The 21,097-nt window shown below is 64.1% G+C and carries 22 protein-coding genes; 13 read left to right on the forward strand and 9 right to left on the reverse strand.

Annotated elements, in window-relative coordinates; genetic code table 11:
* Nucleotides 1-52: 52 nt before the first annotated feature.
* The 3 genes from ACM1PE_RS19805 to ACM1PE_RS19815 are packed head-to-tail and all read right to left on the reverse strand — an operon-like array spanning nt 53 to nt 2,146.
* Entirely contained in the window at nt 53-487 is a 435-nt protein-coding gene (locus ACM1PE_RS19805) for a hypothetical protein (protein WP_419340748.1), read from the reverse strand.
* On the reverse strand, nt 484-1,467 hold the full coding sequence (locus ACM1PE_RS19810) for a zinc-dependent alcohol dehydrogenase family protein (RefSeq protein ID WP_059371792.1): 984 nt from the start codon (nt 1,465-1,467) through the stop codon (nt 484-486). Before ACM1PE_RS19810 ends, ACM1PE_RS19805 begins: the two co-directional genes overlap by 4 nt.
* A gap of 31 nt (nt 1,468-1,498) precedes the next feature.
* The gene (locus ACM1PE_RS19815) at nt 1,499-2,146 is read right to left on the reverse strand and encodes a BON domain-containing protein (protein WP_125471106.1); all 648 of its coding nucleotides are present in this window, start codon (nt 2,144-2,146) and stop codon (nt 1,499-1,501) included.
* 293 nt (nt 2,147-2,439) lie between these two features.
* Here ACM1PE_RS19815 and ACM1PE_RS19820 point away from each other — a divergent pair, with 293 nt between their 5' ends.
* Nucleotides 2,440-2,898, forward strand: coding sequence for a universal stress protein (locus ACM1PE_RS19820; protein ID WP_118933806.1), 459 nt, complete (start codon nt 2,440-2,442; stop codon nt 2,896-2,898).
* A gap of 15 nt (nt 2,899-2,913) precedes the next feature.
* On the forward strand, nt 2,914-4,710 hold the full coding sequence (locus ACM1PE_RS19825) for an adenosylcobalamin-dependent ribonucleoside-diphosphate reductase (RefSeq protein WP_419340749.1): 1,797 nt from the start codon (nt 2,914-2,916) through the stop codon (nt 4,708-4,710).
* A 122-nt stretch (nt 4,711-4,832) separates the two neighbouring features.
* On the opposite strand, the gene ACM1PE_RS19830 is transcribed toward ACM1PE_RS19825, so the two are convergent.
* The 5 genes from ACM1PE_RS19830 to ACM1PE_RS19850 are packed head-to-tail and all read right to left on the reverse strand — an operon-like array spanning nt 4,833 to nt 9,583.
* Nucleotides 4,833-5,930, reverse strand: a complete 1,098-nt coding sequence (locus tag ACM1PE_RS19830) for an SDR family oxidoreductase (RefSeq protein WP_419340750.1) — start codon at nt 5,928-5,930, stop codon at nt 4,833-4,835.
* 7 nt (nt 5,931-5,937) lie between these two features.
* A complete protein-coding gene (locus ACM1PE_RS19835) occupies nt 5,938-6,909 on the reverse strand; it encodes a Bug family tripartite tricarboxylate transporter substrate binding protein (protein WP_419340751.1) in 972 nt (323 codons plus the stop codon).
* A gap of 57 nt (nt 6,910-6,966) precedes the next feature.
* Nucleotides 6,967-7,884: an SMP-30/gluconolactonase/LRE family protein gene (locus ACM1PE_RS19840; RefSeq protein WP_059371787.1), complete on the reverse strand. Its 918-nt coding sequence runs from the start codon at nt 7,882-7,884 to the stop codon at nt 6,967-6,969.
* 11 nt (nt 7,885-7,895) lie between these two features.
* On the reverse strand, nt 7,896-8,222 hold the full coding sequence (locus ACM1PE_RS19845; RefSeq protein WP_419340752.1) for an AtuA-related protein: 327 nt from the start codon (nt 8,220-8,222) through the stop codon (nt 7,896-7,898).
* A 2-nt stretch (nt 8,223-8,224) separates the two neighbouring features.
* Complete coding sequence (locus tag ACM1PE_RS19850; RefSeq protein WP_419340753.1) at nt 8,225-9,583, reverse strand: acyclic terpene utilization AtuA family protein; 1,359 nt, start codon at nt 9,581-9,583, stop codon at nt 8,225-8,227.
* 110 nt (nt 9,584-9,693) lie between these two features.
* Between ACM1PE_RS19850 and ACM1PE_RS19855 the strand changes: the two genes are divergently transcribed.
* Nucleotides 9,694-10,587, forward strand: a complete 894-nt coding sequence (locus ACM1PE_RS19855) for a LysR family transcriptional regulator (RefSeq protein ID WP_059371784.1) — start codon at nt 9,694-9,696, stop codon at nt 10,585-10,587.
* Here the strand turns inward: ACM1PE_RS19855 and ACM1PE_RS19860 are convergent.
* Nucleotides 10,584-11,279 (reverse strand): FadR/GntR family transcriptional regulator, encoded by a 696-nt coding sequence (locus ACM1PE_RS19860; RefSeq protein WP_059371783.1) that lies wholly within the window; start codon nt 11,277-11,279, stop codon nt 10,584-10,586. The genes ACM1PE_RS19855 and ACM1PE_RS19860 overlap by 4 nt on opposite strands.
* 320 nt (nt 11,280-11,599) lie before the next feature.
* Here ACM1PE_RS19860 and ACM1PE_RS19865 point away from each other — a divergent pair, with 320 nt between their 5' ends.
* From ACM1PE_RS19865 to ACM1PE_RS19910, 10 genes are all read left to right on the forward strand, one after another.
* Entirely contained in the window at nt 11,600-12,676 is a 1,077-nt protein-coding gene (locus ACM1PE_RS19865; protein ID WP_306636096.1) for a cupin domain-containing protein, read from the forward strand.
* A gap of 11 nt (nt 12,677-12,687) precedes the next feature.
* Nucleotides 12,688-13,824 carry an LVIVD repeat-containing protein gene (locus tag ACM1PE_RS19870; RefSeq protein ID WP_419340754.1) on the forward strand — a complete coding sequence of 379 codons (1,137 nt, stop codon included), beginning with the start codon at nt 12,688-12,690 and terminating at the stop codon, nt 13,822-13,824.
* Nucleotide 13,825: 1 nt separating this feature from the next.
* On the forward strand, nt 13,826-14,203 hold the full coding sequence (locus tag ACM1PE_RS19875) for a RidA family protein (protein ID WP_419340755.1): 378 nt from the start codon (nt 13,826-13,828) through the stop codon (nt 14,201-14,203).
* A gap of 39 nt (nt 14,204-14,242) precedes the next feature.
* Nucleotides 14,243-14,845 (forward strand): glutathione S-transferase family protein, encoded by a 603-nt coding sequence (locus tag ACM1PE_RS19880; protein ID WP_059371779.1) that lies wholly within the window; start codon nt 14,243-14,245, stop codon nt 14,843-14,845.
* Between the two features lie 20 nt (nt 14,846-14,865).
* Entirely contained in the window at nt 14,866-15,669 is an 804-nt protein-coding gene (locus ACM1PE_RS19885; protein ID WP_280015199.1) for an ABC transporter ATP-binding protein, read from the forward strand.
* Nucleotides 15,670-15,761: 92 nt separating this feature from the next.
* Nucleotides 15,762-16,490 (forward strand): ABC transporter permease, encoded by a 729-nt coding sequence (locus tag ACM1PE_RS19890; RefSeq protein WP_223283454.1) that lies wholly within the window; start codon nt 15,762-15,764, stop codon nt 16,488-16,490.
* A 23-nt stretch (nt 16,491-16,513) separates the two neighbouring features.
* Nucleotides 16,514-17,527: an ABC transporter substrate-binding protein gene (locus tag ACM1PE_RS19895; RefSeq protein ID WP_419340756.1), complete on the forward strand. Its 1,014-nt coding sequence runs from the start codon at nt 16,514-16,516 to the stop codon at nt 17,525-17,527.
* A 9-nt stretch (nt 17,528-17,536) separates the two neighbouring features.
* Nucleotides 17,537-19,033, forward strand: coding sequence for an aldehyde dehydrogenase family protein (locus tag ACM1PE_RS19900; RefSeq protein WP_059371776.1), 1,497 nt, complete (start codon nt 17,537-17,539; stop codon nt 19,031-19,033).
* Complete coding sequence (locus ACM1PE_RS19905; RefSeq protein ID WP_419340757.1) at nt 19,030-20,643, forward strand: GMC family oxidoreductase; 1,614 nt, start codon at nt 19,030-19,032, stop codon at nt 20,641-20,643. The genes ACM1PE_RS19900 and ACM1PE_RS19905 overlap by 4 nt, the downstream gene beginning before the upstream one ends.
* A complete protein-coding gene (locus tag ACM1PE_RS19910; RefSeq protein ID WP_124260416.1) occupies nt 20,643-21,056 on the forward strand; it encodes a hypothetical protein in 414 nt (137 codons plus the stop codon). The genes ACM1PE_RS19905 and ACM1PE_RS19910 overlap by 1 nt, the downstream gene beginning before the upstream one ends.
* The last annotated feature ends 41 nt before the right edge of the window (nt 21,057-21,097 follow it).

The raw sequence follows: 21,097 nt of genomic DNA on the forward strand, positions 1-21,097 counted from the left end.
CGGCGCATTCCGGCTCGCGGCTGCGCGGTTCATCACGACGCCCGCCGGCGTTTCAGCGTGCGCCCTTGTGGTCCTTCTGGCCGGTATTCTTGTGCCGCCCCAACAACTCGGCCGTTTCGGCCTTCTGCCGCTGTTGCTCGGCGTTTTCCTTGGCATCCGAACGCGCCTTTTCCTGTTTGGCGGGCGGGGTTTTGGCAGGCTGTTGCATGTTGGTCTCCTGGACATCGGGGCGCGCCGACTGGGCGGCACATTGATAAAGGCGTAGATGAAAACTGCGGACATCGCCGCTAGGCATCCCCCGCCGGCAGGCCGCGGGCATGTATCCCATCTTGAGCCTTCCACCGGCGTTCTTGTTGACCAAAATCACAAACTCGATGCCGACGCGGCGGCGACCGGCCGGACCGCACAGGGTACGGAGCGGGTCGGATCGGCACGCCGCTGAACAGGCGGCAGCTCGCCCAGCGTGATAGGCGTCGAGGCCTTTCAAGGAATCAAGACTGCCGTTGCTTGGATACGACCCATGCGGACATCGTCCAACGCCGCGTTCGCCTCTTCAAGAGGATATATGCGCACGTCGCACTGCACGTCGGAGGCGATGGCAACATCCATGAACTCCCGCCCATCGGCACGGGTCAGGTTGGCCACGGATACAAGCTGGCGCTCCTCCCATAGCAGTCGGTACGGAAAGGACGGAATATCCGACATATGAATGCCGCCGCACACTACGCAACCTCCCTTGCGTACCGCTTTCAGCGCCGCAGGGACGAGATCCCCCACTGGCGCGAAGATGATGGCGGCATCCAGTTGCTCCGGCGGGTCACTCATGCTGTCTCCCGCCCATACGGCGCCGAGCGCGCTGGCCTGCTGTTGGGCAGGAAAATCCCCTGCCCGCGTAAAGGCGTAGACGTGCCGGCGCTGCCAGGCGCAGACTTTCGCCACTATCTGGCCCGCGGACCCGAATCCATAGATGCCAAGCCTCTGCGCTGGCCCCGCTGCCCGCAACGCTCGCCAGCCGATCAGCCCCGCGCACATCCAAGGTGCCATTGAGGCCGCACTCCGGTCCCGAGGCACCGGAAATATGTATCGTGCGTCTGCGATCAGGTGCGAGGCAAAGCCGCCAGCCCGCGTATAGCCGGTGAATTCCGCGAAATCGCAAAGGTTTTCTCGCCCCGACAGGCAATAGCCGCATTGGCCGCAAGTCTTCCCCAGCCACGCGGCGCCTACGCGCAGCCCCACCACGCCCGGGTCGACGCCTGCGCCTGCCTGCTCTATGACGCCGATCACCTCGTGCCCGGGCGTGACCGGATAGCGCAGGCCCGGCAGCTCGCCATCCACCACGTGCAGATCGGTACGGCAGACGGCGCACGCCTCGACCCTCAGCCTCACCTCGCCGCCGCCCGGCTCGGGCGTGGCGCCGTGCTCCAGGGTCAGAGGCTCGCCCGCGGCCCGTTGCACCATGCTTTTCATGGCGGGCGCCCTGGTCGGCCGCGGCGTCGGCCTAGCCGACCGCCAGCTTGTCCTGCACTTCGACCACACCGGGCACCGCCCAGGCCGCCCGCTCCGCGGCGCCACGTTCGACCCAGCTATTGACCCGGCCGCTCAGTACGACCTTATGGTCATGCACGCTGACTTCCACGCGGTTGGCCTCGACCAGCGCACTGTTCAGCAGCGCTTCCTCGATCTTCCGCTTGACGTCGCCCGCGTGCACGGAGGGCGTCACTTCGATCAGGTTCGATATGCCAGTCACGCCTGAAAGCTTGTGGACGGCGTGCGCCGCCGCTTCGCGTTGATAGAACCACTCGACGGAGCCATTCAACGTCACCCAGCCCTTGTGCACGGACACCTGGACCTTGCCATCGGGAATCGTCGAATCCCAGGCAATGATGCTGAGTGCCCGCGAGGCGATCTGGTCGTCCGCAAGCTGCTTGTCCGCAGCCATCCGCACCTCGATCTCCTGAGCGATTCCGCGGACTCCCTTGACGCGTTGAACCGTTTCCTCGGCGGCCAGTTTCTGCGCGAAAGTGCTGACATGCCCCGTCAACGTCACTACGCCGTTCTCCGCCACCACGCCTATGTGCAGATTATTGACGCTGGGCTCGAATTCCAGCGCCCTCTGCACCCTGTCCCGCAGTTCCGCATCGATCATGATGCTCTCCTGAATGCTCGCAGTTGAACCAAGTCCAGCCCAATTCGGAATCGCCGAGCCCGGTTGCGGCCATATGATGATTCCCCATTCTTGGCCTGGGCCTCCCGGACATATTGATCCATGCCCGCGGGCTCTCGTTGATTTTTGTCATGCAAATATGGGGGCAAAACCGCGGCGGCTGCCCGTCCCGGGTCAACACGCCTCGCCTCGCGCCATTCTTGACAACGGTCAATATTCCGGACGCGCACCCTCCGATACTGAGTATCCGTTCCCCCACTACGCGGAGCTCCAGCATGTATCAGAAAATTCTTGTGCCCATAGACGGCAGTCCGACGTCCGAGCTGGGCCTGAAGGAAGCCATACGAATCGCGCGCGCCACGGGCGCCAGCCTACGCTTGATTCATGTCATCGATGAACTCTCGTTCGCCTTTACCGCCGACGCGTACAGCTATCGCGCGGGCGAGCTGTTGGACCTGGTCCGAAAGAACGGCGCAAAGGTGCTCGAAGCGGCGCTGGAGAAAGCCAAGGCAGCGGAGGTGGAAGCAGACACGGTGCTATATGAAAACCTCGACAGGACCGTTAAACAAAGGGTGCTGGACGAAGCCTTGGCGTGGAAGGCGGACTTGATCGTCATCGGCACGCATGGACGCCGGGGACCGAGCCGCCTGGTGCTGGGAAGCAGCGCCGAGGGCATCATGCGCGGCGCCGCCGTACCTGTGCTGCTGGTGCGCGCCCCCGAAGGCGGCGCGTAGGTCCCAGGGGCTCCTGTGCGCTTGCCGCAGGAAATCTGTGCGCGAGTGATGGCCGACCGCTATGCCGGGCCGGACGAGGTCTCGGCGCGGCAGATCTACCGGCGGGTGGCTCGCGCATTGTCCAAGGCCGAGCCTGCGGAGCAGCGCGCCGCCATCGCGCAAGCCTTTCTGCGGAACATGACGCTGGGCGCGATCGGCGCCGGCCGCATCATGGCCAACGCCGGCCGGGACATCCACGCGACCATGGTCAACTGTTTTGTGCAACCGGTCGGCGTCGGCGCACCCGGCCTGTCCTTCGAGGCCGGTCTGGATGAGGCCTGCAAGACACTCGCCATGGGCGGCGGAGTCGGCTATGACTTTTCGGCGTTGCCGCCAGCATCGGCCGATCCAAAGGCCCGGTACTCCACGCCCGGCGTCTGCGCCGCGATCGACAGGTACAACGCGGCCTGCGCTGGCCTGACGTTTCAAGGCAGCAGGCGGGGCGCGCAAATGGCGGTGCTGGCCTGCAATCACCCCGATATTCTCGAATTCGTGCGCGCCAAGCATGGCCGCACACGATGGTCGACATTCAATATTTCAGTCGCAGTGACCGATGCGTTCATGACCGCCGTCCAGCAAGACGAGGCATGGCGCTTGCTGCACCCTGCGCTACCCGATGCGCGCAGCATTTCCTTGGGTGCAGCCAAGCTGGCCTGCGGGCTATGGCGGTATGGCCAGGTACCCGCCCGCACGCTCTGGCGCGCCATCGCCGGTCAGGCCGTGCACAGTTCGGAGCCCGGCATCCTGTACATCGACACCATCAACCGCGCCAACAATCTGCGCGCAATCGAAACCCTACGGGCCACCAACCCCTGTGGTGAACAGCCTCTGCCGGACTATGGCGGCTGCGTGCTGGGTCCGATCAATCTCACCCGCCTGGTCAGGCATCCGTTCGGCCTGGGCGGGCAGCCGACGGTCGACCTGAAACGATTGGGTCAGATGGTTCGGACACAGGTACGCATGCTGGACAATGTGATTGATTTGACCGAATGGCCGCTTCCCGCTCAGGCGGCGCAAGCGCATTCCAAGCGTCGAATTGGGATAGGAGTGACCGGCCTGGCGGATATGCTCGCCATGATGAAACTGCGTTACGACGGCGAACCCGGACGATCGGCAGCGAGAGCCGTCGCACGCTGTATTCGTGACCATGCCTACGCGGCATCTGCTGCGCTGGCCGCGCAGCGAGGGCCATTTCCCCTGTATCGCCCCAACGATTACCTGGCCGCGGACGCGATCGGCAGCGCACTCCCTGTGGCGGTCCGGCAAGCGATTGCCGCGCATGGCTTGCGCAACAGCCACCTGGTTTCATTCGCACCTGCCGGCAGCGTCAGCCTTGCCTTCGCGGATGGCTGCTCCAGCGGCATCGAACCCGCCTTCGACTGGGCATATCGGCGGCGCCTTCAATTGCAAGACGACAACACAGCGGAAATGATCGTGGAGAACCATGCATGGCGGCTTTGGAAAGACTCCCAGCCTCCCGGCTCGCCAATTCCCGAGTACTTCCAAAAAAGCGCGGATATCGCGCCGGCAGACCACCTGCTCATGTTGGCGGGCATGCAACCATTCGTAGATGCCGCCATCTCAAAGACCGTCCCAGTACCCGGCAATTATCGTACGGAGGACGCGCAAGAATTGTTCATGCTGGCTTGGAGAATGGGGTTGAAAGGCCTGACAGTGTTCCGGCCAGATGCGCATTTGGCCGCGGTAATGACCTCCACGGTCAACGTATCAGCATCTGAATGTCCAACGCGTAGTCCCGATACCTGCGGCTAGCGCAGCCACATGGCTCCGTAGACCACGAGCTCGGTCACGCTCGAACCGTGCGCTGGCGGTATTGATCGGCGCATGCAACAGGAGGGCGCGCGCGCCCTCCCCCGCGCAACCCGCCCTTTTCGCTACGCTCCCCCCAGGGAGGATGGAATGATCTTGCGTTCCATCAGCACCCCCAGCCAGTGCTTCACGCATGCCTCGGTGTCATAGGTCTGCGTGAAGCCCGCCTGCTTGATCTTGACCGTACTGACAAATGCGGGCGCGGGTGGGGTCTTCAGGCCATAGCCGAAACGGGCGTCGGCCGAGTAATGGGATTCGCCAAGGATCTGCGCCATGCTCAGGGGCCGCAAGCCATGCTGCTTGACGATCTCGTCCCACAGGGTTGCCCGGCTGGGCAGGTATTCGGCCAGGCGGACAGGCTGGTCCGGGCCGGCTTCGACGCCCAGGAACTCCGCCAGGGACGGCCACAGGTCGTGCCAGCTGAACACTTCGCCGTTGGTAAGGTTGTAGTGCTCGTTCCAGGACGTCGGATGCTCCGCCGCCCAGACGCCCGCATCGCCGATCAGACGCGCATCCACGGCCTCACGCGGATAGGAAATGTGGCCGGGATAGCAGAACGGCTTTCCTTCGGCGCGGCACACCGCCGCGTAGACGCCGATGACCGGCACGGTATTCATCGCCACGCCCACATTGGGGCCCAGCACGATGGTGGGCCGGAAGATCGTCCAGCCAAAGCCGCTCTGTGCGGCCTTTTCCCGGATGTAGTCTTCCTGGAACCAGTATGAGTTCGGATGATCGTCGCGAGGCTGGCGTTCACGCGCCGGCGTGCGGATGGGATGCAGGTGCACGCCATAGGCCTTGGTGCCCTGCAGCACGCTGACATGCCGCAGCGTGCCGCTGGCGGCCAGCGGCTCGATGACGTTCCTGATCATGCTCAGGTTGGTGGCCATCTGCTCCGGGTCCCGCCAGCCGGCGATGAGGCCAGGCTTCTCATAGACGGCCGCATAGAACACGTGCGTGGCTTCTGGCATGTCCCCAAAGGCGCGACGGCACGCCTGCGCGTCCTGCAGATCGACCGGCAGATGGGTGTACGGCCGTTGGCTGATGATCTCCGGACGCCGGCGGGAAACCGCGACGACGTCCCAGCCCGCGTTCAGGAATGAATCGACGGCAGCGGAGCCGACCAGCCCGCTGGCGCCAGTAACGATAACGGTGCGTGACATGATTCCGTCAATCCATGACCAGGTTGATCTGCTTGAACAATTCCTTGAAACGGACGTACTCGTCCGCCATGCGCTTGCCGAAGTCCGCCCGGCTGTCCGCTGAAGGAACGATACCCAGGCCGGCGAATTTCTCCTGCGTTTCCGGGTTGTTCACGGCCTTGACGATCTCATCGTGGAGACGGTCCAGGATCGCTTGCGGCGTGCCGGCGGGCGCGACGATGCCGTACCAGGCGACGCTTTCCGCGCCTGGCAGTCCGGCTTCGGCGACAGTGGGGACGTCCGGCAGCAAGGGCGAACGCTTGGCATCGGCCACGGCCAGGGCGCGCAACTGGCCGGACTTCACGAACGACAGGATGGGCGGCACGCCGCTGATGACCATCTGGGTGCGCCCGCCCAGGGTGTCGGTGATCGCATCGCTGTTGCCCTTGTATGGCACGTGCAGGATTTCGGTCTTGGACAGGTGCTGGAACAGCTCGCCGGCGATATGACCGCTGGTCCCGACGCCAGCCGAGGCGTAGTTGACCTTGTTCGGATTGGCCTTGATGTAGGCAATCAGCTCCTGCAGGTTCGTCACCGGAATCGACGGGTTGACCAGGATGACGTTCGGCCCCGTGGCCACCAGGGCTACCGGCGCCAGATCCTTGAGCGGGTCATAGGGCATTTTGCTGCGGGCATTGGGATTGACCGTGATCGGCCCCGCGGAAGCGAAGCCGATGGTGTAGCCGTCCTTGCCGGACTTGGCGACGATGTCGGTGGCCAGGTCGCCGCCGGCGCCCGGCTTGTTCTCGACGATCACCGGCTGGCCCAGCTGCTCGGCCAGGGGTTTGGCCACCAGGCGCGCGATGATGTCGATGGAACTGCCGGGGCCGAAGGTGGCGATCAGGCGTACGGGGCGCGCGGGGTAGCCATCGGCGGCCTGCGCGCCCGTGACGGCGGCCAGGCTCAGGGCCAGGCCGGCGATCAATCGGAAAGGAATCATGATGTTGTCTCCCATGGATGGTGGTTTTTTATGTGGATCGAATTCGTGGCGCGCGGCTCAGTCTCTGTGCGAGTACATCCGCTTGCCGGGATGCGGCAGCCGGGCGCGCAGAATGACGCCCTGCTCCGCTTCGGTGATGAACAGGGAACGCCCGTCCTCGCCGCCGAAAGCAACGTTGGTGGTGCGCAGGCCCGCGCAGGAACGGATGCGATAAAGGGGTTCGCCCAGCGGGCTGAACAGCCACACGGTGCCCGCCTGTGCGTGGACGATGGCCAGGTTGCCGGCCTCATCCAGGGCCATGCCGTCCGGCCCGGCCGTGCTGCCCGATAGCTGGATGAAACGGCTGGCCTTCTTCATCTGGCCGTCCGGTTCCAGCCGCAGCGCGTAGATAGCGTTGTCGTGCGTGATGGCCACGTAGAGCACGTTCTCGGCCTTGTTCATGACCAGACCGTTGGGGCCCGCCAGACCTTCCATGATGAGGTCCACCGTCTTGCCGTCGGCGCGCAGGCGGAACACGCGGCCGGTGGGGTTTTCCAAGGCGCTTTCACCTTGATCGGTGAAGTACAGGTCGCCGTTGGAGGCGAAGAACAGATCGTTCAGGCCCTTCAAGCCTTCCCGCCGCACATGCTGCAGGTAGGGCCGGATGCTGCGGGTCTCGGGATCCAGAAGCATCAGGCCATGCAGATGGTCAGCGACGAAGATGCGGCCGTCGCGATGGATCTTCAGACCATTGGGTTCGCCTTCGTAGGTGACGACGACCTCGAAATTGCCTGCCGGATCCACGCGCAGGATGCGCCCATGCGCCAGATCGACGCACCAGAGATTGCCCGAGCGATCGAAAGAAGGCCCCTCCAGAAAAGAGTGCATCTTCACGTGGCGCGCGGCGAGCCAGGTCGAGGCCTGGTCGGTCAGGTGCAGGGATTCGGGCAGCCGGGCGTAGACCTCGGTGCCCATGGGTTCAGCGGGAGGGTACATTGCGGTTCCTTTCAGGATTGCGGTGGGCAGGCCGGAAGTTCGATCCCCAGCATCAACGAACTAAGCGACTTGCCATGGGGATCCAGGCGCAGCGAGCGCGTGACGCCGCCCGACAGTACGTTCGGAATGACGAAGTTCAGCGCCCTCAGGCTTTCGACCTCATAGCGCCTCACCTTCCCTGCTCCCAAATGGGCAAAGGCCTGCTCTACGCGTTCGGCCGTGAGCGCCTGGCGCAGCAGGCGCCAGGCGTCCTCGTCGTAGGCAATGACGGCGATGCTCGAGGTATTGCCCTTGTCGCCGGCGCGCGCATGCGCCAGGTCATGAACCAGAATGCGCATGCTCAAGCTCCCACCGTAATGACTTCGGGCGTGACCCAGTCGCGCGGAATCAACAGGGCATCCACGGCTATGACTTCCTTGGCGCCCAGGTTGACTGGACCGCCCGCGCCATAAGGCCCTTGCATGTTCAACTGCCGCACGTGGTCCCCCAACAGGTGGGCGCTCTTTTTGTCTGGACAGCGCGCCGACACGCGCAACCGGACTTCGTAGGGGGGGCTGGCGACGGCCTCCGGATGATCGCCATGCAGGCTGCTGATGCCGATCAGGTCTACCTGGATCTCGCTGGCCGCGCCGCCGTCAAGCCGGAACCGCTCTTTCACCGTGTCGGCTGCCAACCGCGCCCGCGCAATCGCGTTCACGCCCGCATAGGCCACCTCGCCGGTGCCTATCCACCCATCGAAGTAGCCGACCACGACCTTGTAGCGATCGGTCCGCGGCGCGGCGCGTATGCCGCGCACGGCCACCCGGTCCGCGTGCTGCTCCTCAAAATGCAGGCCTTCCAGGCTCAGTACGCAATCTGGCGTCACGTAGGCCGCGGGATCATGGATTTCGTACAGCGCCTGCTCGGTGCAGGTCATGCGGTCGAGGCGGCCGCCCGAGCCAGCCGGCTTGCCTATGTACAACTCGCCGTCGCCGTAAAGATCGGCATAGGGATAAGCCAGTTCGGCCAGGCGGGGAACGTCTTTCTTGCCTGGGTCGGCGAAGTAGCCGCCGGTGATCTGCGCCGAGCACTCCAGCAGATGGCCCATGATGGTGCCCGCCGCCAGCTTGGGCAGGTCCTGGTAGCTCCAGCCGTGATGATGCAAGGCCACGCCCAGAAACAGCGAGGGATCTGCGACCCGGCCCGTCAACACCACGTGCGCGCCGGTGGCGAGCGCATCGCGGACCACGTCGGCGCCCAGGTAGGCATTCGCCGACGCCAGTTGCGGCAGGATCGCCTCCAGCGGCAGATCGCGATCCAGCAGGCGCAGTTCGGGATGCAGGCGCACGCGGTCGGCCACGTCGTCGCCGACTACGGCGGCACACTTGAGATCCTGCCATCCCAAGGCCTGACCGATGTCCAGCGCGGCCTGCGCGGCGCCGGCCGGGTTGGCCGCGCCCATATTGGACACCAGCCGTACGCCTTTCTCCCGGCACGCCGGCAGGAAGGCGCGCATGCGCTCCTCCAGCATCGGGTTGTAGCCGTGAGCGCCGTCATGCTTGCGCGACAGCGTTTCGCGCGCGATGGTCCGTTCGGCCAGGCATTCGCACACCAGGTAGTCGATATCGCAGTCTTCCAGCAGCGGCATGGCCGGACCGATGCGGTCGTCCGCCATGCCGGCCCCTACGCCGATGCGCAGCCGCTTGCGCGGTTCATTCATGTCTGTCTCCATCCGTATTGCTACTTTGCGGCTTAGTATGCTGCGGCCAGTCTGATCTGAAAATTGATATATTTATATCTTCGTAATAACTCAAACGCATCACGCCGGCCATGACCCTGACCATTTCCGAACTGGAGGCGGTGCTGTTGGTGGCGGAAACGCTCAACTTCCGCATGGCCGCCGAACGCGTGCCTATTTCCCAGCCGGCGCTCAGCCGGCGCGTGCAGGCGGCGGAACAGAAGCTCGGCGCCAAGCTGTTCGACCGCGACAAGCATGGCGTGGCGCTGACCTCCGCCGGTGCGGAACTGGTACCGATTGCGATGCGGATGCTGTCGGAGTTCCGCGATTCGCTTAGCGATCTTTCCGAATTCATCGCGGGCCGCCGGGGCAGCATCAACATCTGGGCGCTCCCCTCCGTCGCCTCCGCCCTGCTGCCCGCGGCGACGCGCGCCTTCCAGAAGTCGCACCCTCAGGTGCGCCTGAACATCCATGCGGTTTCCGCGCGCCAGATCACGCAGGCCGTATCGGAAGGCAATGCCGACATCGGCATCTCCATCGAGGTTCCCGACCAGCCGGCCAGCGTGCAATTCACGCAGCTACTGAAAGAGAACTTCGTGCTGATCTGCCCGATAGACGACCCGCTGGCGCAACGCAAGCGCGTGGATTGGAGCGTTTTCGCCGACAGGCCTTATGTGGCGAGCGGCCCCGCCAGCAGCATCCGCCAGGTCACCGACCAGATTCTGGCCGCCTCCGGCCGGCTGCCGGAAATGAACTACGTGTCCGACAATATTTCTGTCGTGGGCGCAATGGTGGCGGCCGGCGTGGGCATAGCGGCGGTGCCGCAGCTGGCCCTGCGCCTGATGGACACCTCGCGGCTGTGCAGCGTGGCGCTGCACTCGCCCACCGCGTCACGCAACATCGGCATATTGCTCAAGAACCAACGGTCCCTGTCGGCGGCGGCGCTGCGCTTCCTGGACACTTTGCGGCGGACGGATCCGAGCTAGGAGCGCGGCGCCAGCTGGGTCTGCACACCCGTTCCGACCGGATTCAAACGATCCGCGATCTCGCGCTGCACACGCCACAGATGGACACGCATGCTCTGCTCGGCCGCATCCGGCGATCGACTCGCAATGGCTTCCGCGATTGCGCGGTGTTCCTGGTCACGCATCTGTATGCGCTCCCGCGTGGTTTGCGTCGTGGCGGGAATATGCAGGCGCTGGTCCGCGCCGACATGGCGCAAGAACGCATAAAGGCTTGCCGCCAGTTGGTTCCCGGAGCTGTCCGCCAGCAATTTGTGGAACGCGATATCCCCGGTCGAGCGCGCAACCCCTGACGGCGTTGTGGCGGCTTCCAGGATTTTGGCGATCTGTACCGGCGAGGCCCGGATTGCGGCCAATCGCGCGATTGCCGGCTCCAGCACCATGCGCAGTTCGATCACCTCAAGCGCATTCGTCTCCTGGACCACGACATCGCCTTTGAGGATGGGCGGATCGTTGCGACGAATGGCCGGCCGCGGCAGTTCGGACGCCTCGCGCATCTTGTCCAGGGCAAGGCGCAAACGATGACGATTGACGTCCAGTTGCCCGGCGAGAACCCGCTCGGAAGGCAGTTCCTCCCCCTTGCCCAACAGCGCTCGAATCTGCGTGATCAACCTGCGTATGTCATTGGAAACCTCGGGTTGGCGGGTGCGTGCCATTGTTCCCTCGCGTCATGTTTTCGCAACCATCTTAGATTCGAAAACGGTTGAATCGCAATAAAAATAAACAACCGGTTGATAATTTTGATAAATCGAATTTTTCCAAATAAGCCATTGTTTTATATAGTTTTTTTATAAATAAAAAGTACGACAAGCGGAGACCTTAGGGGTTTTCCATATCGAACCACAAATACCGTTTACACAACCATTGGTTGTTATTAGATTTGTTCCGCCATGTGGTTAATCAATAACTTTCAAGGGGAACATGTATGCACGGAACCCGTCCCGTCAGCGGCACTCGCGAAGCGGATTTGTTGGCCATGTATGAGCAGATCGAGCGGAGATCGATGTTTCCGTTCTGGGCGCGCGAGAACGAGGCGCACGACGACATCAAACAGCTCGTCAGCGGCCCCAAGGCCGTGCCCTTCCGCTGGTCGTACAAGGAAGACATCCAGCCCCTGCTTGCCGAATCGGCGCGGCTGATCTCGACAGAAAACACCGACCGGCGCTCACTGATCCTGGTCAATCCGGGCCTGGCCCCACGCCGCGCGACTGTGTCGACCCTCTACACCGCGTACCGTCAGAACGATCCCAACGAGATCATGCCCCCGCACTCGCACACTGCGAGCGCCATCCGCTTTGGACTGACAGGCCAGCAGAACTTTACTGGCGTAGAGGGTGAAGACATCACTTTCCTGCCGGGCGACATGGTGCTCACGCCGCGCGACACCTGGCACAACCATGGCAATCTCGGCAACGAGTCCGCCATCAACCTATCGGTGCTTGACTACCCGCTGGTCGAAAACCTCAACGCGCTGAGCTTCAAGCACGACTACCAGGAGAACGGCGCAGTCGTGCGCAAGCAGAGCGCCCGCTTCCAGACCGAGTATTCGCGCACGGTCTATGGCGTGGGAGGCCTGACGCCCCGCTTTATCGACCATCGGCGCGGCGGCGGCGACTCATCGCCCATGTTCGTATATCGCTACGACGCCATGCGCGAGCTGCTCTACCGCTTCCGGGACTGGGACGAATCGCCGCACGAAGGCTTGCTCATTGAATACACGCATCCGTTGCGGGGCGGCCCGGTGTACCGAACGATGACCTTCTTCATGCAAATGGTCCGCCCCGGAGAGCAGACCCTGCCGCTGAAGCAGACGGCCAATCTCCTGGTGGCTCCGTTTTCCGGACAAGGCGCGATGACGATCGGCGACGAGAGCTTCCCGCTCGAGCCCTTTGATACCGTGGCCGTGCCCAGCGACACCTGGGTCCAGTACCGCAACGACCACACCGAACCATTGATCCTCTTCATCGCCAGCGACGAGCCGGCGCTGCGCGCAATGGGGCTTTTCCATCAGTGGGGCCGCACCGCGCAGGGCGACCTCATTGAGTTGGTCTGAGGAGACCCGTCTTGGCTAAAGCTTGGAATACCTCGTTGGTGGCCCATGTGGACTGCGAGGGCGGCGGGCAGGTTTGGGTGGAAGGGAACACGATGTTCGTGTCCCATATGCGGCCACCCTATGGCACCTCCATCTATGACGTGGCGGATCCGCGGCGGCCCCGGCTGCTGGCCTCGCTCGAGGTGCCGATGGGATGGCATTCGCACAAGGTCCGGGCCAAGGACGGCCTGATGATCGTCAACTATGAAAAGTTCCGCACCGGCGCGGACGATTTTGGCGGCGGACTGGGCATCTACGACGTCAGCCGTCCGGACCGCCCCCGCCTCATCAAGCACTGGAAGACGGGAACGGAGGGCGGAGGCGTGCATCGCTACGACTTCGATGGCCGCTATGCCTACATTTCGCCCACGGCTCCCGGCTTCGTCGGCAATATCGTGAAGATACTGGACCTGCAGGAACCATCGCGTCCCGAAGAAGTGGGAAGCTGGTGGATCCCTGGCCAGAACATGCAGGCCGGCGAGGACTATCCGTGGGACAACTATGTTCCGCCCCGCTGCCACCACCCGCTGCGCATGGGGAACCGGCTGTACGTGTCCTATTGGCACCACGGCATGTTCATCCTGGATATCGAGGACTTGTCGCGCCCCAAGCTGGTATCGCAATTCAACACCGGCCCGGCGCATCCTCATCCGACGCACACGGCCCTGCCGATTCCCATGCTGTTGAAAGGCCGGCAGATCCTGGTCGTCGCCGATGAAGACGTCGCCAAGCTGCGCCCGTCTCCACCAGCCTTCACCTGGCTGTTCGACATCACCGACGAACGCCAGCCCATTCCGGTCTCGACGTTCCAGGTCGATGGCGTCGATCCGGACGGCACACCCAAAGAGCCCATGTCGGGCTGTCACCAGCCCGCCGAACGCTTCACGGGCAGCGTCCTGCCCTTTGCGTGGTTCGCGCGCGGCTTGCGGCTGGTCGACATCAGCGATCCCTTCAGGCCCAGGGAGGTCGGCTATTACGAGCCTGACACGCCCGCCGGGTTCGAGCGGGTCTCGTCGAACGACGTTACGACCGACTCGCGCGGCCTGCTCTATCTGCTGGACAGGCAGCGCGGGCTGGACATCATCGAAAGCTCCGTCTACGGAAACTGACATGACATATCTACAGCAAGCCTTCGGCAAGAAGAATCCCAACCTCCCCTTCCATCCAGCCGTGCGTGCGGGTGACTTCGTCTTCGTGTCCGGCCAGGTCGCCAAGGATGAGAACGGAATCATGCAGGAAGGGACCATCGAACAGCTGACTCGCAGCACGATCGAAGCAATGCGCCGCGCCTTGCAGAGCGCCGGCTGCGACCTGGCGGACGTCGTCAAGGTCACGACCTACCTGGAGGATGCGCGCGACTTCGGCCGCTACAACGGCGTCTTCAAGGAGTACTTCCCAGACGGCATGCTGGCGCGCACCACGGTGGAAGCGCGCGCCGTCATCGACACCAAGATAGAGATCGAATGCATGGCCTACAAGCCGCTTTGACCGCAATCGGACAACAAACACACTCAAGGGAGTTGCATCATGTTGGAAGTTCTCGGCCGCGCCACGTCCGGCAATGTTCAGAAAGTACTGTTCCTGCTCGAGGAGCTGAAGGTTCCCTACGTGCGCAAAGACTACGGCAAGACATTCGAAGGCACGACGCTCACTGGGGAATACAAGGCCATCAATCCCACGCAGAAAGTGCCAACGCTGCGCGACGGTGACCTCCACATCTGGGAATCGCACACGATCCTGCGCTACATCGCCAACACGCACGAGGGCGAAACCCTGTACCCCGCCGACCCGGCGGCCCGCAGCCAGGTCGAGCGCTGGATGGACTGGACTTTGGCATCGCTGAACGTCGCGTACCTGGCGGGTTTCAAGGAAGCCAAGCTGCCTCCCGAAGAGCTGACCGAGGCCGCGGCGAAACTGTTGAGCGCGGAACTAACCCTGCTCGATGGCCACCTGGCGGGCAAGACCTGGGTGGCGGGCGACGCGATCTCCCTGGCCGACATCTGCCTGGCCCCGCTGGTCCGGCGCTGCCTGAAGTTCCCGCACGCCAAACCCGAATTGCCCAACCTGAAGGCATGGATGAAACGGGTCGAGGACAGACCGGCCTTTGCCACGGCCGTCGCGGCCGGTTGAGGTCGGCCATGGAGACCGGCATGCACAAACCGCCAGACGCCTCTCAGATCCGGGCGCGCGGACTGACTGTCGACTTCGACACCCGCGCCGGACGTGTGCGGGTGCTCAACGACATTGACGTCGACATCGCGAAGGGATCCTTCACCTCCATCATCGGCCCATCCGGCTGCGGCAAGAGCACCCTGTTGAAGGTCTTTGCCGGATTGGTGCCGCCCACCGGCGGCGACGTCCGCGTGGCCGGCGTCGCGCCCACGGAAGCGGTGCGCCAGCGCCGCGTGGGCATGGTCTTCCAGGAAGCCGCGCTCATGCCCTGGCGCACGGCGCTGGAGAACGTCTGCTCGCTGATGCACCTGGTGCATGCCCGGCCCAGGCAGGAAATTCTCCAGCGCGGGCGCGAAATGCTGCGACTCGTCGGGCTGGAGTATGCGGCCGACCGCTATCCCAAGCAGCTGTCCGGCGGCATGCGCCAGCGGGTTTCCATCGCGCGGGCCTTGGCCCTGGATCCCGAGGTACTGATGATGGACGAGCCGTTCGGCGCACTGGACGCCATCACCCGCGAAACCATGAGCGACTTCCTGCTGGAAATCTGGCAGCGCACCGGCAAGACCATCGTCTTCGTCACCCATTCCATCGATGAAGCCGTTTACCTCTCGGATCGGGTCTATGTCATGGCCACCAATCCCGCTCGCATCGTCGACTGTCTGCCGGTCGCGCTGCCGGGTCCGCGCAGCGAGGCCACGTTCGCCAAGCCCGAATTCCACGAGAAGTCCTATCAGCTTCGCCAGCTGCTCAAAACGGGCCACGCCCAGGGGAGCGCATCATGACGGCGGGTAGCACCATGAAAGCCAAAACACAGCCGCAAGTCCCAGCCGTTCCCCGGTTGCCGGGAAAGATCCGCCAAGCGCTCGGCGCGGCCATGCCCAGCATCGTGCTCGTGCTGATCGTCCTGGCGGCCTGGGAGGCCTGTGTCCGCATTCTGCAGGTGCCCGCGTTCGTCGTGCCCGCGCCGACGGACATCGCGGCCGTCCTGGTGGAACGGCAGGCGGAGCTCTTCCAGGCCTCGCTCGTCACGGGCGCGGAGATCCTGTACGGCTTCCTGTACTCGTGCCTGGTGGGCATCGCGATTGCGCTGCTGGTCGACCGCTACGCCTGGTTTGGCCGCGCAAGCTACCCGCTGATCGTGCTGTTCCAGAACGTGCCGAAGATCGCCCTGGCGCCGCTGCTGATTCTGTGGTTCGGGTACGACCTGCTTCCGAAGATCGCCCTGATCGTGATCATGGCCTTCTTCCCGGTCACGCTCAACATGCTGGTCGGCCTGCGGTCGGCCGATGCCAACCTGGTCGCGCTGCTCAGGTCCATCGGCGCGACGCCGAACCAGATACTGCGCCAGGTGAAGATCCCAGCTTCGCTTCCCGCCCTGATGGCGGGAATGAAGGTGGCCATCACGCTGAGCGTCATCGGAGCGATCGTGGGCGAATTCGTGGGCGCTTCGGCCGGGCTGGGCTACATGATCCAGTTCGCATCGAGCCAGATGGAGACGGCGCTGGTATTTGCCGCCCTGGTCCAGATCTCGGTGCTCGGCGTCTTTTTCTACTACGTCATCGAATTGATCGAGCACAGATTTCTGGGTTGGGCCACTCACTAAGTCGAATCAACAAGGGGAAAAACATGAGATCGAGTTGGAGATTCAGCGCGCTCTTCGGAGTGCTGGCACTGTTCAGCGGCGTCGTCCACGCCAAGGACGCAGTCACCGTGCAACTGGACTGGGTCGTGCGCGGCAATCACGCGCCCTTCTTCGTCGCCAAGGAGAAAGGCTACTTCGCGGACCAAGGCATCGATGTGACGGCGATCCGCAAGGGAACGGGGTCCACCGACGCCTTGCGGCTGGTGGCTAACGGGAACGCCGACTTCGGCTTCTCCGACCTGCCGACCCTGATGGTCGGAAGATCGCAGGGCGTGGCCAATTCGGCGCTGCTGGCGGTAAACCAGAAAACGCCGCTGGCGATCATTTCGCTGAAGAAGAACTTCGATCTGCAGAACGCCAAGCAGCTGAAGGACGCCAACATTGGCGTGCATCCCAGCGGTTCGACCTACATCTTCCTGAAGGCCGCACTGGCCAAGAACGGCCTGGCGCTGGCGGACATCAAGCAGTCGACCGTATCGCCGCCTTACGAAAACCTGTTGCTGCTGAACCGGGTAAACGTGGTGCCGGGCTACATCGACGCCGAGGTTCCCGAGCTCGAACACAAGGCGGGAGGGCCGGGTTCCCTGTCCATCCTGCACGGCGAGGACCTGGGCATCCAGAGCTACGGCTCGGGTGTATTCACGTCGGACAAGAACATTGCTCAGCGCCCGGATCTCGTCCAGAGGTTCGTGACGGCCTATGCCAAGGCCTTCGCCGACGTGATCCAGAACCCGGAAGCGGCCGCCGACACGCTGATCAAGAACAACCCCGAGTACAAGGGCAAGAAGGAAATGCTGGTGGCGCAGTTGCGCGCAGATCTGGACTTCACGTTCTTCAGCGAGCACACCCGGACGCATGGCATCGGCTGGATCGATCCAGCCCTGTGGCGCTCATCCGCGACGCTCTTCAAGGAGCAAGGCGCGCTGTCGCCTTCCTTCGACGAAACCCAGGGCTTCGACACGCGCTTCCTCGAAAAAGCGCAAGCTCTGAAGCAGTGAGGCGAGATCATGGCAGGAAAAACTCATAAGACCGCCTCGGGCGATGTCCAGCTGCCCGCCAACAACGGCGTCTACTATGACGGCGGCTGGCACGCTCCCGTCAACGAACGTTGGACCGACATCACGGCGCCAGGAACCGGCGAACGGCTGATGGCCGTGGCCGATGCGGGCGCCGAAGACGTGGCGCGCGCGGCCCGGGCGGCGCGCGCCGGAGCCCGCGCATGGCGCCGTACGGCCCCGCTGGCCCGGGCCGCCACCTTGCGCAAAATGGCTCAGCGCTTGCGGGACAACGCAAGGGAGCTGGCGCTCCTGGACGCGCTGGACTGCGGCAATCCGGTATCGGAGATGGGGTCCGACGTCATGGTCGCCGCGGCGCTGCTGGATTTCTTCGCTGGCCTCGTGACGGAACTCAAGGGCGACACCATCCCGATGGGACACGACGCGCTGGACTACACCGAGCGGGAGCCCGTCGGCGTCGTGGCGCGCATCGTTGCGTACAACCATCCGCTGCTGTTCGCCATGGGCAAGCTGGCCGCCCCGCTGGCGGCGGGAAATGCCGTGATCATCAAACCGCCGGTGCAGGCGCCTCTGTCTGCCCTGCGTTGCGCGGAGCTGATCGGAGACCTCTTGCCTCCAGGCGTATTTTCGCTGATCCCCGGCGGCGCCGACGCCGGGGCCGCACTGGCCGCCAGTCCGGACGTCGACATGATCGGCCTGGTGGGCAGCATTCCCACCGGGCGCAGGGTGATGCAAGCCGCGGCGACGCGGCTCAAACCCGTGGCGCTGGAACTGGGTGGCAAGAACCCGTTTATCGCCTGCCCGGATGTCGACCCCGCGCTGGCGGCGCGCGCGATCGTCGACGGCATGAACTTTACGTGGTGCGGACAGTCCTGCGGGTCCACCAGCCGGGCCTTCGTGCACCGGTCCATCTATGAGGAAGTCTGCGCCAAGGTGGCGCTGGCTTGCGCCGCGTTCGTGCCGGGAGACCCGACCGATCCCGCCACGACCATGGGCGCGATGATCAGCCGCGAGCACCGCGACCGCGTCAAGCAGGCGATCGACGCTGCCGTGGCGCAAGGCGCCCGCCTGATCGCGGGCGGAGGCATCCCCCGGAACGGCGTCCCCGCAGGCGGCTTCTATCTGGAACCGACCGTCTTTGCGGACGTGGCCGTCGCCTCGCCATTGGCCACCGAGGAATTCTTCGGCCCCGTACTGGCGCTCATTCCGTGGGATGACGAGCAAGAGATGCTTTCAGCAGTGCACAGCCTGGACGTTGGTCTGACCGCCGCAATCTGGACGGCGGACCTGGCGCGCGCCCACCGGCTCGCCCGTGAAATCGATGCGGGATTCGTCTGGATCAATGAAGTCGGCAAGCACTTTCTTGGCGCGCCGTATGGCGGGGTCAAGCAATCAGGCATCGGCCGCGATGAGTGCATCGGCGAGATGATCTCGTTTACCCGGGAAAAGAATGTCCACATCAACTTCAGGCCAGTGAGCCCGACATGAAGGCGGAATACGACTACATCATCGTCGGCGCAGGCTCCGCGGGCTGCGTGCTGGCCAATCGTTTGAGCAAGGACCCGGCAGTCTCGGTGCTGGTCATCGAAGCGGGCCCCTGGGACCGAGACCCGCTCATCCACATTCCCCTGGGATGGGGCAAGATCCTGCAGCAACGTTTGCATGACTGGGGCTACGACGCCGAGCCTGCCCCGCATGCCGATGGCCGCGCCATCGAATGCGCACGCGGCAAGGTTGTAGGCGGAAGTTCATCGACCAATGCGATGGCGTTCGTGCGCGGCCATCCCAAGGATTACGCACGCTGGGCGCGGCATTACGATCTGCCCGAGTGGAGTTTCGAGGAAGTCCTGCCCTATTTCCGCCGCCTGGAGGACTGGGAGGACGGACAGACCGGTGACCGCGGCGCTGACGGCCCCCTGCGGGTGCAGCGCTGCCGCTACCAGGATCCGTTGCTCGACGCCTTCTCCACGGCCGCCCGCCAGGCCGGGCACCCCTGGCTCGACGATTACAACGCCTCGCCGGCAGGCGGCTTCTCGCGCCTGCAGATGTCGATCCGGCGCGGACGCCGATGCAGTGCCGCCACGGCCTATTTGCGCCCCGCATTGCGCCGCCCCAACCTGACCGTGGTCACGCTGGCACATGTCCTTGGGGTGGACTTCGACGGCAGCCGCGCGGTCGGCTTGCGCTTTGCCAGACAGGGCCGCACCACGGCCGTCAGGGCTCGCCATGAGGTGATTCTTGCCGCAGGGGCCATCAACACGCCCGCGATCCTGATGCACTCGGGGATCGGCCCCGCTCAGACATTGCGCGATGCCGGTATAGGCGTCAGGCTGGAGCGCGCCGGAGTGGGTGAAAACCTGCAGGACCATATCTCCGTCATCGTCACAGCACGCCGCCGAGAGCCGGGCCCATTCGTGCACGGCATGCGCCTGGACCGCATCGGCGTCTCCATGGCGCGCGCCTATCTCGGCGGCGAGGGCTTTGCCGGCGACGTTCCAGGCGGCATAGTGGGATTTGTGCAGCCAGACGGCGCGGATACGCCGGACCTGCAATTTCTCCTGACAGCGGCGCCCTTCAACGCTCATCCCTGGCTCAATCCGGTACGCAAGCCTTTCGCCGACGGGTTTGCCGTCCGAACGGTGCTGCTGCACCCCCATAGCCGCGGCAAGATCACCGTATCCAGCGCGGACCCGTTGGCACCGCCCCGGATCAACCAGAACTTTCTGGCGAACGACGCAGACCGGATCAGGGTACGCGAGTCGGTGCGTATCGCGCGGACCTTGCTGGACCAGCCTGCGCTTGGTGATTACGTCGCCACCGAGCTTGCGCCGGGCGGCGGCGTAATCGATGACGCGGCGATCGACGCATTCGTCCGCAAGACTGCCATCACGGTTCACCATCCCGGAGGCACCTGCAGGATGGGAGGCGAAAACGACCCAATGGCAGTCGTCGACAGCCGTATGCGCTGCATCGACGTTCCAGGCCTGCGCATCGTCGATGCCTCGGTCATGCCGGACCTGACCTCGGGCAACATCAACGCGCCCGTGCTCATGCTGGCGGAGCGCGCCTCGGACTGGATACTGGAGGAGGCGCGTTGATGCGACTTTCATTGCAGCGTCATCGCTGCGTCAGCCTGCTGCCGCTGGCACACACCGCCCACCAGCGGCTGGACGATTTCTTTTCCGTCGAGTACTGCAACCCTGCCGACGAGCTCCCCCCCGACACGGCCGCGCTGATCGTCGGCGGGGCAAGCCTGGCATCCCTGCAAGTGGGGCTGCCGGCTCGGATTCAGTCCGTGACCGTGGTGGGCAGCGATGCAGTGCCGCCGCAATTCGTGGAACAGATGAAAGCCAAGCGCGTGCTGGTGACCTGGCCGCGGGTCGCCGGCGCCGAAGACGAGCGGGAAGCGATGGAGATATGTCACGACGTGATGGCGGCATTCGGATTCGGCCGCATGGGGTCGCGGCCGCGCAACGTGGTCAACGATGTCTTGCTTTGCGATTGCTGTTGACTGAGTATCCGCGTGACGGCCCTGGCGCCGGCAGAAGGGGG

This window comes from Achromobacter sp. PD1 (assembly GCF_048541815.1).
In the GTDB taxonomy this organism is placed as follows: Bacteria; Pseudomonadota; Gammaproteobacteria; order Burkholderiales; family Burkholderiaceae_B; genus Achromobacter; species Achromobacter bronchisepticus_A.